The sequence below is a fragment of the Vibrio sp. ED002 genome, from assembly GCF_023277445.1.
Taxonomy (GTDB): domain Bacteria; phylum Pseudomonadota; class Gammaproteobacteria; order Enterobacterales; family Vibrionaceae; genus Vibrio; species Vibrio jasicida.
The window spans coordinates 879,316-895,352 of the sequence record NZ_CP080239.1 but is presented as its reverse complement, the minus strand read 5'-3'; the positions used below and the strand labels follow the sequence as shown (position 1 = coordinate 895,352).

8 protein-coding genes are annotated in these 16,037 nt (G+C 44.2%); 6 read left to right on the top strand and 2 right to left on the bottom strand.

The genetic code is table 11. The features are described from left to right. The first annotated feature begins 405 nt into the window (after window positions 1-405). The 3 genes from ITG12_RS20760 to ITG12_RS20750 are packed head-to-tail and all read left to right on the top strand — an operon-like array spanning window position 406 to window position 8,045. Window positions 406-2,124, top strand: a complete 1,719-nt coding sequence (locus ITG12_RS20760) for a hypothetical protein (protein WP_038878588.1) — start codon at window positions 406-408, stop codon at window positions 2,122-2,124. 1 nt (window position 2,125) lies between these two features. Next, the gene (locus ITG12_RS20755) at window positions 2,126-3,361 is read left to right on the top strand and encodes a hypothetical protein (protein ID WP_038878586.1); all 1,236 of its coding nucleotides are present in this window, start codon (window positions 2,126-2,128) and stop codon (window positions 3,359-3,361) included. Beyond that, the gene (locus ITG12_RS20750) at window positions 3,354-8,045 is read left to right on the top strand and encodes an OmpA family protein (protein WP_248874954.1); all 4,692 of its coding nucleotides are present in this window, start codon (window positions 3,354-3,356) and stop codon (window positions 8,043-8,045) included. The genes ITG12_RS20755 and ITG12_RS20750 overlap by 8 nt, the downstream gene beginning before the upstream one ends. Window positions 8,046-8,108: 63 nt before the next feature. Here the strand turns inward: ITG12_RS20750 and ITG12_RS20745 are convergent, their stop codons facing one another. Further along, window positions 8,109-9,737, bottom strand: coding sequence for a sigma-54-dependent Fis family transcriptional regulator (locus ITG12_RS20745; protein WP_061036004.1), 1,629 nt, complete (start codon window positions 9,735-9,737; stop codon window positions 8,109-8,111). Then, window positions 9,724-12,402: a type VI secretion system ATPase TssH gene (gene tssH, locus ITG12_RS20740; RefSeq protein WP_248874952.1), complete on the bottom strand. Its 2,679-nt coding sequence runs from the start codon at window positions 12,400-12,402 to the stop codon at window positions 9,724-9,726. Before tssH ends, ITG12_RS20745 begins: the two co-directional genes overlap by 14 nt. Before the next feature lie 455 nt (window positions 12,403-12,857). Here tssH and ITG12_RS20735 point away from each other — a divergent pair, with 455 nt between their 5' ends. The 3 genes from ITG12_RS20735 to ITG12_RS20725 all read left to right on the top strand — a co-directional run bounded on the left by ITG12_RS20735 (window position 12,858) and on the right by ITG12_RS20725 (window position 16,012). Continuing rightward, window positions 12,858-13,376 (top strand): Hcp family type VI secretion system effector, encoded by a 519-nt coding sequence (locus ITG12_RS20735; RefSeq protein WP_038867845.1) that lies wholly within the window; start codon window positions 12,858-12,860, stop codon window positions 13,374-13,376. A 72-nt stretch (window positions 13,377-13,448) separates the two neighbouring features. Further along, window positions 13,449-15,527: a type VI secretion system tip protein VgrG gene (gene tssI / locus ITG12_RS20730; protein WP_039978275.1), complete on the top strand. Its 2,079-nt coding sequence runs from the start codon at window positions 13,449-13,451 to the stop codon at window positions 15,525-15,527. Next, window positions 15,527-16,012: a hypothetical protein gene (locus ITG12_RS20725; RefSeq protein WP_045419566.1), complete on the top strand. Its 486-nt coding sequence runs from the start codon at window positions 15,527-15,529 to the stop codon at window positions 16,010-16,012. The genes tssI and ITG12_RS20725 overlap by 1 nt, the downstream gene beginning before the upstream one ends. Window positions 16,013-16,037 lie beyond the last annotated feature (25 nt).

Here is a 16,037-nt window from a genome sequence, read left to right as displayed (position 1 = left end):
TTTTTGTGAGTGTGACACGCGCTCACCTTTTTATTCATACTTCCTCAGTAGCAATTCATTATCAGTTGTTGCTGAGGAAGGTCATTCCTTCAGAGCCTCTCTCAGAGGTGTCATTTGCCCAATAGAAACTGTTAACTTCTGCCCAAAAATAAAAAAAATCCTTTTATTTGAATCCTTCTTTTTGATTTAAATATCTAGTTATTTTGTCTTTGTTTGTAGTTTAAATGACTTATTTTCTAGCGAATATGTCTTTTGGGTGGCTCTCAGCTTATTTGTTGATTTTTCTATGTGATTGAATGTTATAAATTAAATTAGTAGCATTAGCGCACCAAATCGTACTTGTAAGCCTTATCAGCTTAAATGTCACCGCAACCATATTTACGATGTTGGTTGTGGAGAATTCAAATGCATTTAGTTTGCAAATTTATACCTAGCTCGAAGCTTTCCTCCAGCGAGCTACCTTATGTTCTTACACCAGACGAGTGTATAGGACAGCTTTCGCGTTTGCGAAATTCAGATGACATCCTTAGAAACCTCCCTAAAGAGTTTGCGCAAAAGATTTCTCTTTCTTCTAAAAAAACGACCAGCGGATTGCTAGCAGCGATCAGAGCCGAACTTGGGAAAGGCAGTTGGGTCTCATTATCTTCCTTTGCTCGTAGGTCGCCATTAACGGACTCTCAGTTACAAAGCTTCCCTAGACTTAAATCGCTTGTTGACTCTGTATCAGCTTCGAATGAAAGCAAAGTTTTTAAAGCGGGTTACAAGCAGGTTACTGACGATGTTGCTCTAGTTCGTAGTTACACGCATGTACCTTCTGAGCCGAGCCCAGATCAAAAAATCGTTGTTGAGTTTGCAGGGCAGTGGTCCAGCAATGCAGCATGTTTGATGTTGGGTAAAACGGACGCTCAAAAAGAAAAAGTTACAGTGGGCAAGGCCGATACAGAAAATAAACACCGCAGCCTAGCGACCTTTAAAGATCTCGAATCTGAGGGCAAAACACTCTATATCAAAATCCCTTGTTCCGACCAGCCTCAGCCGATCTTGCTTAAACTCGCCGGTGACCTGCAACCCGTTGATAAAGAGACGCAGATGGATGAGTGGGATAACGTGTTGGTGCCGGTAGTTCCAGTTCATAAGAGTGATTCAGGGTATGTATCTATCGATCGCGGTTATATTTATGTCGTTTGGCAATCAGAAGTTTGGCGAGAAATCCAAGTTCAAAACGACGGACGCTTTTCTGATGTCGATCTATCACTCTACCAAAGCACTAAGTCCTCGCCTCAAAGATCGGTCGATATCAGCTTATATGATGAAGACTCCGAAGCATTTCTGTCAGGGGAAGCGTTTCAGCTGTACCAAGACGGTAAAAAAGTCTATGAGGGTGTGTTGGACGAATACGCTTGTGCCCGTGTTTTTGGTCTTACTGGAGAAGAAGTTGAGGTAGTGGTCGCTGATTGGCCTAACGAAGGCGAAACATACACAGAATTACTTCAAACCGAATTGAGTCCATTTAAGGCTGGAAGTAAAACAAAGAGAGAGCCACTTGGTGTTCCTTTGCCTCATATTTGGCTTCCATACAAAATAAACGGTAGCGTACAAAGTGATGTTGCTTTTTATTATTCTCGGACTCAACTCAATACTCAGCAACTCAATGAATTAAAGAGCGGGAATAATGAAAAAGCGGTTAAAGTAGATCTGAGTGATTATTCTTCTGCTCACAACTTTGATGCGAGCTCCGAACCTGTGATTTCGCTGCCGAATCTCGATACTCAAGTGCCAAGCAAATCAGATTACAATATTGTCAGTCAAAAAGAGCAGGGTGTTGCCGCCGCTGTTGTTAACTCCTCAAGCGAAGGCATCGTAATTACTTATAAAAGTAACCCCCAATGCGATCAACCGGATGATTATTTCCAACTGACGTGTGTTGATGAAACATGGAGCCAAAAGATTTTTTTGCGCGAGGCTGAGTTTGTGGATCAGTATTGCAAAGAAGTCGTGTTTAGTGGTTGGTTACCAGAAGTTAAAAGGGTCAATCTAACTCGTCATTGCCGATCTCATAACTCAGGTAAAACGGTCTTAATGTCAGTAATTTATCAAGACATTGAACTCACGGAACTATTATAAAATGAAACGAACAACGTTAAGTATCACGCTTCTTTCGACAGTTATGTTATTAACAGGCTGTGGTGAAGAAAGTAATCAAACTTCGAATACTGCAACAACACAATCCGTAGAAAAAGAACCCGCTCAAAAGGCTTGTTACAATGTTGGTGAAACAACGTCATTCGAACGCAAAGATGTGACAGGACCACGCTGCCAATGGCAAAGTGAGCACAACTTTATTGTCTACTCTGAAGATCTATCTAAGCCTGAATACCCAGGTACACTTCCTGTCAAACCAGGTTATGCCGTTCGCAGAGCAAAAGAGTGGCCCCGTGAAGATTTGTCTGACGTGAGCTCTTATGACAAACCTCGAATTCAGTTTTGGTGGAATAATGTCAGCTCTCGAGACCCTCTCGTAAACGATTATGAAAATGGCTATAAAATCTGGAGCATGAAAATTGATGGAACAGATTTACGCTTAGTCACGGATGATATGCCAAGCACCGCGTCACCACAGAATTTTACGATGAGTCGTTCACCTAACAATCGTTATGTGGCTTATGCATACAGTTATGGAGAGCCTCTGATTAAAGCCATTTTTGACTTAAAAACGCAACAGACTATTCAGCTAGGGAGCGCGCGGACTAAGCCATATTTGGTCTGGGCGGACGACTCTAGTTACATCTATTTCTCAGATGGTTTTAAGCGTTTTAAATACACATTAGCTACGGGAACCAAGGAGGAGGTAGATGTCGATATTTCAGAATCTACTGTCATTGTTGACGGTAAGCTCATTTACGTCGGCGATTTGGGTGTGGTTGTGTTTGATGCCAAGACTTTAAAAATGCTTTATAAAATCTTCCCCGAGGACGAATTTAAACCAGAAAAAACGATTAAGGAGCGTGTCTATGTTCAAACGGCTATCAGTCCTAATGGTAAGTACGTATGGGCGGTAAACTCATACCGTAAAGTTTTGATCAATGTTGAGGAAAAAACGTGGCTTGCGTTCTCTGACGAAGGAGAGGAAAAGAAAGCTTACGATAAGGTGGTTAACATTAGTAATGATGGCCGAGAAACCCAGGCAGGAGCAGCAATAATAACCATAAAACGCTATGGATCTGATTATCGCTATGAGTTGACTGGAAAAGGTCGACAGTCATGGAAGGTGATTCATTCTGGAAGAGTAGCTAAAACCCCAGTTCTTTATAATGCCGATGCTAACGGTGGGCGTTTTCTGGAGGTAGATAACGATGAATAATGATTTTAAATATTTACCGACAGACATCTATTTATTTGGCGTTGAGTATCCTACCGTTGATGGTAAAAAAGGTTCCGCCTATGCCGATGTGAATTCAGCTGATAACTTGGAAGTGATTGAGGCATTAAGCAATATTCGCCCTATGTCACGGCTTCCCATTGCCAAAAACTTAGGTGAGGAAAGCGCAGCCCTTTGGGCGACAGACGACTTAGGTCGTTTACATGTACTGGGCGATTCTATTCAGAAAAACCAAAAAACCAACATCAATCAGGTTTTGGCACTGCGCTCGCCAGTACATGAACTAGCACAGAAGACGTACAAGCTGTCTTTTCCTGAATGGTCAATGCTTACAGAGTTGGCGATTGGTGCACAGAGTGATGCTCGGCCAATGAAAAAGGCGTGTGCAGACCTTGTCTCTATCTTAGAAAAGCTAAAGGGGTATGACGGTGATCAAGCACTGAACTCGCTAGAAAAAAAAGTGGAATACGCTGTTACAGAAGTAAAGCGCTCACAACTCGCGCCTAAATATGAAGCAGGCACTCAAGCACTAACGGATGAGCAAGCTACATATAACAAATGGTATGACTCTGTTCCTGAAGATAAGCCCATTCGTGGCTTTATTGTACCCACGTTCTCATTTCTCGCCGTAGCATTTTCAACACAAGAGTATGCTGATGCAATTGTTAAAGTTACTCGTTTTGATGAGGAGAGCGGACAGCACCTAAACCTGCAGGGTAAAAATACCATAACGCAAGCACTGCTTGATCAAAACAGCGGTTCGCATCGCCCAATAGCTTTGTTTCCGTTGGCGTCGGAAGTTTTTATTGATGGTATGTACACCATTGAAGTGGCTTTTGACACCGAACTCATTGATGAGATCCCTGAGTTTGCATTAAATGCCACTAATGTAACTAAAGAATATGATGAGGTTGGACTTATCTCCAAAGTCAGCTACGAGCTACGAGAATACATCACGCTCAGCCAAACGACACCGTTTGGTAAGATTGCGGTTGTTGCTGGCGACATGATCTCACTTGAAGAGTCTTTGATATACCAATTTCCTACGCAGTTTAAAGCTCTACAAGCCTTCCGAATGGGGGAGCTTGAAAACCTAGAGAATAGTGGAACGACTGCCAGTATGAGTGCTGCGCTGTGGGAGGTTGGCACAAAAGTGACACCAAGTTTGGTTAATGCTGGCATTAATATTCATCAAAACCCGTCAAGTAAACACGATGTGATTGGAAGTTTAGCAAACACGTTTTGGGGGCAAGTAGACAAGGGCGCTTTACCCCCAGCCATGATTTCGGCATTGGAGTTTTCATTTGGGGTATCGGCGACTGCAGCAGCTTACCAAACTCTTCAAGATTTACGCCAAGCAGCATCGGAATCTGAGCGTGCAGCTCAAGTGGGCTTAAAAACGCTTCTCAAAGAGAAAGGGTTTGATAAAAGTAAGTTCTTTACCAAGGTTATTGAACCTGCGAGAAATGGTAATGCCCACGTTGTGGCGGGGAGTGCTGCTAGAACGTGGTTGACAGGTAACGGCAGTGTCAAAAGCTTTTTGTCGCCCTTTGCTGGTGCCGGGCTCAATGCAATTAACACCTTCTATGAGATAAAAGAGATCACTGACAAAAGCGAGCAATTACGCTTAGCAGAAGAGAAAGCTAAACTCAGGAAAAGTTATTTTGAGCAGGTATCACGTGATTATCTGAACTGGGTACCAGTCTGGAAAGAAAGTCTGAAGAGCGGGGAATTACTACTTAAGCAAATCATAGATAAGTTAGGCGACAATGTAACGTTTACTGACAGCATTCCGAATGACGTTGCTGAAGACAGTGCAATGTTTGTTAAAGACCATAAAGGTGCTGGTTTACGCTTGGTTTTTCCTTTTGATAACAATCAGGTTCAAGCCCCTCACTTGTCATATTTGGCTGCTGTTGATAAAGAGCTATCGAAGATTCCCAATGCCGTTGTTGAAATCGAAGGGCATGCCTGTCAAAACGGTGATTCAGAATATAACCAAAACCTTTCACAACAGCGAGCGCAGCATGTTGCTGAGTTCTTTTCTTCAGTCAGTGATATTCGATTTTTTGGCGAACGTCGACCAATAGTCGAGGTGCCAAACAACGAAATCAAACGCGAAAACGCGCAACTTAATATAAACCGACGCGTTGAAGTTCGAATCTACCTACAAGAGTTTGCGGCGAGAATTCCACCGAGTCGACTCGGCTTTAAGGCTATGGAGCAAGCGCGTCTAGCTCAGTTAAATGCGAACTTGGGAGAAGAAGCAATTGCAAAAGAGCTCAAGCTAGCTATCTTCGAGATGATCGTTGGTATGGCTTGCTATGTTCCGATAATAGGACAGGCAGCAAGAGGCTTTTTCGTTGTCAAAGAAGGCGGGAAAATGCTGATGAGTGGCGCCCAGTTGTTAGACTCTGCGCTTTTCGATTATTACTTGTCCTCCTACAACGAAGTTAGAAAAAGCATATCTGCAATTGAACAACTTAGCCATGAAACCACAGAAATTATTGATTCATTGGCTGAGATTGATACCCAATTGACTGAGATGTATTTTACGTCTTCAGATGCGTTAGTTGAGCACTTAGGAGAAGCTACGGGTGCAAAGGAGCTGATTAAGCGCTATCAACGCCGTGCACTTGCTATTAATGGTTTGGTGCTTTTGATTCAAAGAGCTTGTTCTGGGGGCGAACAAGAATTCACAGAACAGTGGCGAACACTAGCCATCGATGAATACATTCAGCGATATATCGAAACCGATGGCTGGGTATTAAACACAGAGTTAAAAGAAAATTTGTGTAACTTGTGGCTCCAAGAACTCATGCGTCGTGAGGGACGCAAGCAATTAATTGAAAGTTACGGTGAAGAAATCGCTGAACAAGTCATCACTCGTAACAAAGCCAACTATATTGCTCCAAAAAGGAAAGATGTTTCTGGGGCGTTTAATGTCGCGTTTCCAGTGCAAGACAAGCTCTATAATCGCGATCAACAACGAGGCTTAGTGGAGTTTGCGACACAGTTTAATGTTGAGTCTAAAAGATTATCAGAAGAGGACCTAGGATTCGTTCGGTTATTAGTTTCTGAGCCTCAAGGAAACGCTAAATGGGTCACGTTTGATGAGTGGGAGAAGGCGCGATTAAAAGCAAATAAAAAGGTGCGACTATCGCCTTTCCACCGTTTGAAGTGGCAAATGTTGTTAGGCAAACAAAGTCTGAAACAGATGACGTCAAATGTGTTTCAGTGTGAGATGTCCTATCAGCGTACTGATGGTTTACTTAATACCAGTGGGCCTAAGTTTAATTTGATGTTCAAACCGATGAAACACGAGGAGTTTAGTGTAGACCCCAAAGGTGAGTTGGCAGAATTTTTTGAGGCGGAAAAAGTAGACGGCAAAGTCCTTATTGGCTGTGAGTTTGAGCCGTATTTTTACTTTGGTGATGATGTCTTCTCAGGAGTGAAGCCTTTGATCGCCAAGCATGATTTAGTTGATTATAGTGGCTATTTATCTAAAGTTGCTCTCGGTCCGATTTTTGGGCAGGTGATAAAAATTGACTCCCAACAAGATGTACTCAAAGAATATGTAAACAGCGGTGGCTTTAAAAATATGACTTATGAGTTCACTCTATCTGGAAGCAACTATAAGTTACCAGTGCGAGTGGACAAGACAGTCGGACGATTTATCACGTCACCTAGGCAGATTCCTGTAGGGGTCGATACAAACCATAACTACACACTCTCTGCTAAATCGGGTTTTATAGCGAACGGAAATAGTGTGTCAGAGAAAGACTTGTTAACGTTAGATTTTGTCTTACATAATAAAGTTCATAAAGGCCCGACAAAGCCTGTTATCGATGACATTAAGCACAGTGCGATTGCGGTCAACTACGGAAATAAACGACAGTTTATGAACGAAGACAGTATGCTCACTACTGCTGATGAGCTCAAAGGCTTTGATTGGACTTCGAACAAGTCATTCGCTACGGAAGTTATGCTTATTGGTGGCAAGCACAGAAAAGAGTCGTATGAGGGACAAAACCTCGAATGGCAGAGTGTTCCAGTTTCACTAAAGCTATCTACCACTTTTGATAATGAAGCCGTATTCGGATCTGAAACTACCGCTGGTCCTGAGTATCTAAGTAACCTTACTTATATTGGAATACTAAAGAAAGACGGTTCTAAATGGACGCTAGATGACAGCGATGTGGTTAACAAAAATATAGATGCAGATTTTGTCTCTGAGGCTCTATCCAACATAGACATGGATGAAGATTTCGATGGTAAGGTGGTCTACGCGTCTCGTTTCGAGTTCGCATTTAAAGCGCTGAACGGGCAAGAAATCAAGGGGCTTCGACCATTTGGACCCGTTGTTTCGACATCTGGTCGATTCCAAGAAGCAGTTCTAAAGGTGTCCTCTCTAGTACAACGTAATACAGCGGAAAAAACGCCGTTTAAACTTGGAAGCTTTGAGATGTCGTTGGGCAGACAGTACAAAAATGTAGATGAGTTATCTTATTTTTCTGATTGTGAGGATCCAAGCTATAAAGTTGATAAAGATATGTACATCAACTGGGCAAAACTGAAACCAGAAGAGCGTAAAGAACGTTTAGTAACTTGGATTAGAGACCCATACTTAGCAACCATCATTGAAGCGTCGATTCTCAATAAATAAAAAAACCGCCTTCGGGCGGTTTTTCTTTTCTTATCAATGGAAGCTGAATTTCTCGCTTCTCGCTTAACCCGCAGCGGAAATATCGTATTTCTTCATCTTATGGTTGAGGGTACTCATTGGAAGTGCCAATTGCTCGGCGGCTTTCTTGGTGTGCCAATTACAGGCATTTAAGCAATCGATGATCACTGTGCGCTCGTATTGGCTGACAACGTCCTTAAGGCCTATTGAAGCGTCCTCTAAATCCGCTTGTGCTGGCTCGTAAGCGGGTTGTTCTGGGGTAGGTGGTGCTGCTTTTACTTCAACACTTGGCGTATCTTCTGGGATTTGTTCACCAAACTCAATGTGAGTGATGGTTTCAAAATCGGACAGTAGTACTGAGCGCTCGATGATGTTTTTCAGCTCACGTACGTTACCCGGATAAGAGTACGCAAGAAGCTGTTTACGCACGTTGGCACTTAACCCCGGCGCTTGCGGTAAGCCCAAGGTCTTGGTCGTGTGCTGCACGAAATGTTCTGCGAGAGGAATAATATCTGATTCACGTTCTCTCAAGGGAGGCAGCGTAATCGGGAATACATTCAAGCGATAGAACAAGTCAGCACGGAACCCGCCATCTTTGATCTGCTGCATAAGATTACAGTGGGTTGCGGCGATTACGCGCACGTCGACTTCAATCTCTTTACTGGCACCGACAGGGCGAACCTTACGTTCTTGCAGCACACGCAGCAATTTTGCCTGCAGTAGCATTGGCATATCACCAATCTCATCTAGGAAAAGCGTGCCGCCGTTGGCTGCTTCAAACAGGCCCACTTTATCTTTGTCTGCGCCCGTGAATGAGCCTTTCTTATGCCCAAAAAGTTCCGATTCCAATAATTGCTCTGGAATAGCTGCACAGTTTTGAACGATCAAAGGCTGGTCTGCTCGGTTGGAGTTCTCGTGAATGTATTTCGCGATCACTTCTTTACCTGCACCAGTTTCACCACGCAACAGAACGTCGACAGGAAGAGATAGCACCTTATCAAGACGATTCAAGACATTGAGCATTTCTTCGCTCTCTGCAATCGGACCTTGGTAGGTTTTCTTGGTTCGCTTTTTAAGCTGAGTGTTCTCGCGCACTAGAGCTTGATTGTCGGCACTCAGGCTTTTGATCACTTGCCCATATTGCTCTAACCATACCGCTTGGCGAATATTGCTCGCGGCCATGCGACAGAACTCAGTGAGTGCGGCTTCGTTGTCGATAACGCTTAAATCGAGCAATACTAATAGGCCGATGGTTTTACTTTCGTTGTCGATAAGTGGCCAAGCCAATAAGTTTTCACTCTTTAGTCCAAGTATTTGCTCACTTTGATAAATGCTGTCGCAGTCATAGCCGTTGTACTTATACAACTCGTTGATCAACACCACTTCACCATTGCGAATCGCAAAGTTAAATGGGTCGTTCTCACTGGCGGAATCGATCTGCAATGCTTCCCAAGGGTGAGAAACAATCGTTTTATCGTTATGGTGAGCGGTACTTGGAATCAACGCTTGACCAGTCTGGTCCAAAACATAAATGATGCCGTGTTTTGCGAGGGTCATTTGTCTCGCAGCGGTCAACACAGCATCCAAGGTTTGGGTAAGCTGGCTGCGATCAGCCAAAGACTGGCTGATCGCAAGTAGGGCGTTGCTAAGTTCGCTATGGTTAGCTGAACGCATAGGTTAGTGTTCCTTGCTCATCGACAGACACTTCGATTTGCGTATGTGAATCATCCTTGTCATGCACCAATAGCTGTGTCGATAGCTGAGGCAGTAACTGACGGTTGATAACTGCGTCGATGTTACGCGCGCCCGTTTCAGCAAGGCGACAGTTACCTAGTACGAACTCGACCAAGCTTTCTTCGTAGCTCAGAGATAACTTGTGATGGCTCTGTAGACGCTGAGAGACTTTGTTCAGCTTATGGTGAATAATTTCTGTCATTGCTTCATCAGACAGCGGAACAAACGGAAGCACAGACATACGCGCCAACAGCGCCGGTTTGAAGTGTTGGTTCAAAGTCGGGCGGATAGCTTCTGCGATGATGTTTGCATCGATGTCTTTGGATTGATGAACCAAAGATTCAATCTCGTGCGTCGCAAGGTTACTGGTCATGATGATCAGCGTGTTCTTGAAGTCGATGGTGCGACCTTCGCCGTCGTTCAGCGTACCTTTGTCGAACACTTGGTAGAACAGGTTCAACACTTCTGGATCGGCTTTTTCTACTTCATCAAGCAGGACAACAGAATATGGACGCTGACGTACCGCTTCTGTCAGCATGCCGCCTTCACCGTAACCTACGTAACCCGGAGGCGAACCGATTAGGCGAGATACCGTGTGCTTCTCTTGGAACTCAGACATGTTGATGGTCGTCATAAAGCGCTCACCACCAAACATTTGATCAGCGATCGCACGAGCAGTTTCGGTTTTACCCACACCACTTGGGCCAACCAGTAGGAATACGCCTGTCGGTGCGTCTGGGTTGCCTAGGCCTGCTTTTGCGGTTTGAATGCCTTCAGACAGTGCATCGATAGCGTATTCTTGGCCTTTGATGCTCTGTGTTAGGCTTTCTTTCAGTTTTAGCGTGGTTTCTGCTTCGTCTTGAAGCATCTTACCCATTGGAATACCAGTCCAGTCCGAGATCACGTGGCTAACTTCATCTGGACCCACTTCAAAGTGAACCAGTGGGTTGCCATTGCGGATTGCGTCTAGCTGTTCTTGGCAGGCTGAAATTGCAATGCGAACTGCTTCTTCATCCATTTCTGCATATGGAGAAACGTCTTGCTCTTGTTCTGAATCTTCGTCTGCAACAAGCTCTTCTTCATTTGTTTCGCCAAAGACCAGTTCATGCAAGCGAGAGCGTAGAGCAATCATCTCTTGGATCTGCTCTTTTTCTTTATGCCATTGGGCTTCTTGCTCTGCCAGCTCTTCTTTCGTTGTTTCCATTGCCAGTTTTAGGTCTGGAATATTAGCAAGGCTGTGCTTGTCGCCAGTTTGCTGCAGAGCATCACGCTCAAGTGCTTCAAGCTCGCGCTGTTGAGCTGCAAGCTCTTGCTGAAGGGTCTCAACAGAAGCAGGAATAGCATTCAGGCTGATGTTCACACGTGCACACGCCGTATCTAGCACATCAATCGCTTTGTCTGGCAGTTGACGGCCAGAGATATAACGCGCAGAAAGTGCTGCCGCAGCAGTGATGGCGTCATCACGCACGTAAACATTGTGTGACTTCTCGTATGCAGGGCGAAGACCACGAATGATCAATGCTGCTTGTTCAGGAGACGGTTCGTCGAGTTTTACCAATTGGAAACGACGCGCGAGGGCAGGATCTTTTTCGAAGTACTTCTTGTATTCCGACCAGGTTGTCGCTGCGATGGTTTTCACTTCACCACGTGCTAGGGCAGGTTTTAACAAGTTTGCAGCGTCGCTGCCGCCCGCTTGGTTACCACCACCAACAAGGGTGTGTGCTTCATCGATGAAAAGAATGATAGGGGTTGGCGAGTTTTTCACTTCATCCAATACCGCGTTTAGGCGTTTTTCGAATTCACCTTTTACGCTTGCACCAGCTTGTAGAAGACCCATGTCTAGGCCGTAAAGCTCAACACCTTTGAGGTTGTCAGGTACGTCACCTTGTACAATCTTAAGGGCCAAGCCTTCTACTACTGCGGTTTTACCAACGCCGGGCTCACCAACAGCAATAGGGTTGTTTTTACGTCGACGAGCAAGAATGTCTACGATTTGGCGGATTTCTTGGTCACGGCAGAAGACAGGATCGATTTCGCCTTTGCGTGCTTTACCCGTAAAGTCGGTCGTGAACTTGCTCAGCGCTGAACCATCTTCACGAGCTTGCGTTTTCTCGGAAGTCGCGACTTGCGCCTCAATAGAGTGGCTTGTTAGCTCTGCAAAATTACGCTTAAGGCTGTCAGGGTTTACGGCTTCAAGGATAGAGGCGTAACCGTGTTGGCCGTAACGTAGAGGATTGCTAACAAGAGTAAGGAGTAGGGCGCCAGAGCGGATTTGTGTTTCGGATAGATCTAAAGAAGAAACCAGCCAACTTTCTTGTAACCATTCGATTAATAAAGCAGAAAAAACAGGTTTGCTGCCATTTCCCTTGGCGTTGGTGTCGATGGTGGATCGAATCGATTGTCTTAGTAAGTTCTCAGAACAATCAAAATGACTTAATAAGACGTCAAAATCACTATTTGGCCTTTCTAATAGACTCAGTAAATAATGCTCGATTTGAACTTCGGTTGCTTTTTCAGAAACTGCAAGTGCAGCTGCGTCTTCTAACGCCACTTTTGCAATAGGGTGGAGACGCTGAATTAATGAAGAAAGGTTTATATTTATCATAGCCATTTTATTCTTTAGAGGAAAAGAGGTAGCGGCTATTATACTAAAAGTGATAACACTCTTTTTTTATCAAGATATTTTGCCTAGCGTTTGTTGGTGATTTTAATGACAAAATTAGTGGGAATATTTACGGTTGATTATCTTGGTTTGTCATACTGAATTAATTCTTAGTTAATATGACTAAATAGATAGTTTTATTAACTTTATTCTGTTCTTGATATATGGTTATTTTCACTTTTTATTATTGAAACAATTTATTATTATCGATTTCCAACTTTTTGGTTTTTTATCCAATAAATTGTACTTAATAAATTGATAAATAAAGCCCATTTTTAGCTAAGTGTTTGTATTGTAAGGTTTATAAAAGTTGGCATGGAGTTTGATTATACTAAGTAGTCGCGGTGATAAGCGATTTGGTGATTTAAACAAAACAGATTTTAGAAAAGGAAATAACGATGCCAACTCCAGCATATATGTCTATCAAAGGTGAAACTCAAGGTCACATCACTAAAGATACTTACTCTGCAGATTCTGTAGGTAACACATGGCAAGAAGCTCACGTTGATGAGTTCCTAGTACAAGAACTTGATCACGTACTAACAGTGCCACGTGACCCACAAAGCGGTCAGCCAACTGGTCAACGTGTACACCGCCCAGTTGTTGTAACTAAAGTTCAAGACCGTTCTTCTCCGCTACTATTCAACGCACTAGTTTCTGGCGAAAAACTTCCTGAGTGTGTGATTCGTTTCTACCGTACTTCAGTTCAAGGTAAGCAAGAGCACTACTACTCAATCAAACTGATTGATGCGCTACTTGTAGATATCCAAACTCGTATGAACCACTGTCAAGACGCTGCAACAGCAGACCGCGTGACAGAAGAAGTTCTTAAGCTGACTTACCGTGCAATCGAAGTAACTCACGAAAACTGTGGTACAGCTGGTAACGACGACTGGCGTGCTCCACGCGAAGCATAATTGCTTTTTGCGTAAAGATTCAGGGCCAACAATTGTTGGCCCTAATTCGATTATTTGTATCAGGTAAAAGATATGGTGAATGACGTAGAATTTAAATTTGAAGTGCCAGGGTGTGGGCACGACTTTCGAGTAGAAAGCTTTCAAGTGAATGAAGAGCTTTCGAAGCCTTTTCACATCAGTCTCTCATTACTTTCACTTGATCCAGATATTTCTTTTGATGCCTTGATTCGTAAAGCTGGCACGTTAACTCTTTATGGACAGGGTGTAGGTGCTGCACGCGTATTCAACGGGGTAGTAAACGAAGTTCGTTACCTAGGTACGGGTCGTCGCTTCTCTCGTTATCAATTGGTTCTGGTTCCTCAAGCTTGGTTCTTATCTCAGCGTCAAGACTGTCGCATCTTCCAGCAGAAATCTGCGAAAGACATCATCACGGAAGTGCTTGATGATGGCGCAGTTACCGACTATCGATTTGAAGTCTCGGGTACTTATCCTCCGAAAGAATACGTACTGCAATATCGTGAATCTGACCTTCAGTTCGTTCAACGAATGATGGCAGAACACGGTATGTGGTATTACTTTGATCACACTGATGCTAACCACACCATGGTGATTGTGGATAGCAACGATGCTATTGCGCCTTTGGTGAGCTCTCCTATCAACGCTTCTTATATTGGACCGATTGTTTATCACGCTGATGGCGGCGGTGTTGCTGACCGCGAGCACATCTCTGACCTAGAGCTTGTTAACCGCGTGCGAACGGGTCAGGTTACGTACACGGACTACAACTACGAGCAGCCAAAGATCCCGCAAGAGATGACGCATGCAGGTGATCTCGACCAAGATCTCAAGCAGTTTGATTATCCGGGTCGTTATGTTGATCCTGCAATGGGGCAGGTGAGAACGACTGAGTGGATGTCTGAGCACATTGTTGATAATCAACAAGTTGAAGCAAGCAGTGATGTGATGCGTTTGGCATCCGGCTACAGCTTCAACATCAGTGATCACCCTCGTTCGGCGATCAACCGGGATTACATCATGTTATCAGTGATGCACACAGGACAAGACCCACAAGTGCATGAGGACGAAACAAGTGGTATGCCAACTACGTACTACAACCAGTTCTCTTGCATCCCTCGCGACGTGGTATTCAAAGCTCCTAAACTGGCGGCTCCGCTTGTAGACGGCCCTCAAACGGCGGTAGTGGTTGGGCCAGCAGGCGAGGAGATCTACACCGATAAACTAGGACGAATAAAAGTTCAGTTCCACTGGGATCGTTACGGCGATAACGATGAGCACGCAAGCTGCTGGATTCGCGTAAGCCAATCTATGGCTGCTCCAACGTGGGGTGCGGTTTATTTGCCACGTATTGGCCATGAAGTTGTCGTTACCTTCCTTGAGGGAGACCCAGACCGACCGCTTGTAACAGGCGCGGTGTACAATGGCCTGCATTTCCCTCCGTACTCGTTGCCAGAAAACAAAACGCGTACTACGTTCCGTACTCAAACGCACAAAGGCACTGGTTACAACGAGCTGAGCTTTGAAGACGAAGCGAACCAAGAAGAAGTCTACATTCACGCTCAAAAAGACATGTCGACGAAGGTACTCAACAACCGTTACCGAGACATCGGTCAGGATGAGTTCTTAAAGGTCGCGCGTCACCAAACTAATGAAGTGCATGGTGACCATAAAGAAACTATTGATGGCCACAAGACAACACAAGTAAACAGCACGTTTACTGAGACGGTAGAACAAGACGTCACTGTGACTTACAACGCTAACGAAACTCAGTATGTGAAAAACAATTCTGATTTGGAAATTGGTGATAACCGTACAACCAAGATCGGCAAGAATGACGACTTGGATGTGGGTGAAAACAGCAACCTGACTGTCGGCGCTTCTAAGAGCTCTGATGTTGGTGCTGACGATAATCAAACGGTAGGTGGTAACTTAACCGTATCGGTGAAAGGTAACACGTCTTACAAAGCCGATGGTGCGACGCAAATCATCAGTGGTGACAAGATTGTATTGAAAACCGGTGGTTCTTCATTAGTGATGAACAGTGACGGTTCAATCAAGCTTTCTGGTTCTTCAATCACCATTGAAGGCAGCGATAAAGTCGTCGTGAAAGGTGGTAACGTAGCGATTAACTAATGATGGAAAAACAACCTCTTATTGCAGAAACCATCACGAAACAGCAAGCCGAATCACCGGCTTGCTTTTCGCGTTTTGGAACCATAGTCGCCATTAACGAGTCAACGGGCAATGTCCGTGTCGATTTTGATGGTAATCCATTCAATCAACCGCTCACTGCAAGGTTAGGGCGCGGCTTTCGTCGCAGTGAATTACAAATGGCAATAGATAATAAACTGAGTTGCCGTATCGAATTTATGAACGACGACTTAAGCTTGCCTCTCGTGACGGACATTTTTTTCTCTATTCTGAATGACTCTGACGAGTTCGTGTTGAGAGCGAAAAAGATGGTGATAGAAACCGAGCAAGAACTGATCGTCAAAAGTGGTGAGACAGAAACGCGCTACAGTGGGCGTGATGGCCGAATTACGACGAAAGCGAAATACGTCACCTCACAAGCAGAAAAAGCTCAAAAGATTCAAGGCGGAACGATCGCAATTAACTAGTTACCTCGAGTTAGCTACTTACTGT

Bases quoted from the DNA above. Each gene is read 5' to 3' on its own strand.
- ITG12_RS20760 (WP_038878588.1), top strand. From the start codon at position 406: ATGCATTTAGTTTGCAAATTTATACCTAGCTCGAAGCTTTCCTCCAGC.
- ITG12_RS20755 (WP_038878586.1), top strand. From the start codon at position 2,126: ATGAAACGAACAACGTTAAGTATCACGCTTCTTTCGACAGTTATGTTA.
- ITG12_RS20750 (WP_248874954.1), top strand. From the start codon at position 3,354: ATGAATAATGATTTTAAATATTTACCGACAGACATCTATTTATTTGGC.
- ITG12_RS20745 (WP_061036004.1), bottom strand. From the start codon at position 9,737: ATGCGTTCAGCTAACCATAGCGAACTTAGCAACGCCCTACTTGCGATC.
- tssH (WP_248874952.1), bottom strand. From the start codon at position 12,402: ATGATAAATATAAACCTTTCTTCATTAATTCAGCGTCTCCACCCTATT.
- ITG12_RS20735 (WP_038867845.1), top strand. From the start codon at position 12,858: ATGCCAACTCCAGCATATATGTCTATCAAAGGTGAAACTCAAGGTCAC.
- tssI (WP_039978275.1), top strand. From the start codon at position 13,449: ATGGTGAATGACGTAGAATTTAAATTTGAAGTGCCAGGGTGTGGGCAC.
- ITG12_RS20725 (WP_045419566.1), top strand. From the start codon at position 15,527: ATGATGGAAAAACAACCTCTTATTGCAGAAACCATCACGAAACAGCAA.